General features: G+C 38.4%; 1 protein-coding gene and 1 pseudogene. Both read right to left on the bottom strand.

Features of this window, described 5'->3' with window-relative positions; all coding sequences use genetic code 11:
- Nucleotides 1-8 precede the first annotated feature (8 nt).
- Nucleotides 9-956 (bottom strand): annotated as a pseudogene (locus AC1IR0_RS15595) (lactonase family protein); the annotation flags it as partial.
- Nucleotides 957-971: 15 nt separating this feature from the next.
- The coding region (locus AC1IR0_RS15590) for a hypothetical protein (RefSeq protein WP_479741563.1) at nucleotides 972-1,218 on the bottom strand (247 nt) is incomplete at its 5' end.

Below are 1,218 nucleotides of genomic sequence, written 5' to 3'. Positions count from 1 at the left end.
AACTCGTTTTATTTTGAAATAAATTTAATATCTGTAGGTAAACCAATCTGTAAAGCAACATGTGTGGGAGTTAAGGCTCCTGTTTCTAGATTGCGTTTGAACTGGCTCACCGTGTTGCTAAAGACATTGGTTACAATTAAATACTGACCAGTTGCATCAATATCAAATGCGCGTGGCTCAATACCGCCACTCGAATAATGCCCAACTAAAGTTAGCCGTCCTGTTTCTTGGCTAACTGAATAGGCAACAATTTCATTACTTTTGCGCCGATTTCCTACATATAAAAACCGTTGGTCTGGAGAGAGAAGTAGCCCAGCACCACCCTTAAAATCAGCAGCAGTTTGAGTAGTTAAATTTTCTTGCTGAATCTTGGTATATTTTCTATCTACTCTTTTAAAGACCACAACCTGAGCGCCCATTTCTGTGGAAGCATATGCGTAATCGCCATTTTTACTAAACCTCAGATGACGAGGTCCACTGCCTGCTGGGAAATGTAAATCTAACGTTTTATTTCTTTTTAAGGGATGCTTAGCTTTGGGAAGATAGTCATATGCCTGAATCAAATCGCTTCCCAAATCTGCTAAATATACTGTTTTACCCTCTATATCAAAGGTAATGGAATACGCATGTCCATCTATTTGGCGCTCAGGCAAGGCCTTGCTTCCCTTTAAAAAAGGGATATTCTGTACGGACGCCCCTAATGAACCATTATCAAGAATTGCAAATACAGCAACACCTGCGTGACCAGAGCGGGCAGAATAATTCGCGACAAACAGAAAATGATTATCCTGCGAAATTTCAGCATGTGTCGGTTGTTGACCCAAGCTATTGACTGCATTCAGAAACGTTAAATTACCCTCCTGATCTATCCTAAATGCTGAAACAGAGCCTTCAGCATCGGCATTATTTTCATTTGTCGCATAAAAATATTGATTCTTTTTATCAATGACCAGCCATGATGGATTATCCGCTTAAACATGATTTATCGGTAACAATGTGCCATCTGTGTTTAAACGGACTTTATAAATTCCTTTGCTTGGGAAATCTGATTTTAAAGCGCCTAGCCCATCTGGAGCACTAGCTGTCCATGTTCCTACATAAAATTCTTGAGGTAAATTTTTTGCTAATAACGATGAATCTGCATAACTGTTAACAGTCAATATTAGTCCAGATATTATGAATAATTGTTTAAGTATATTTATTTTCATTTCCTTATCC

The organism is Acinetobacter sp. 129952 (genome assembly GCF_056642055.1).
The sequence above is the reverse complement of the archived record's forward strand: the minus strand, read 5'-3'. Positions and strand labels throughout refer to the sequence as shown.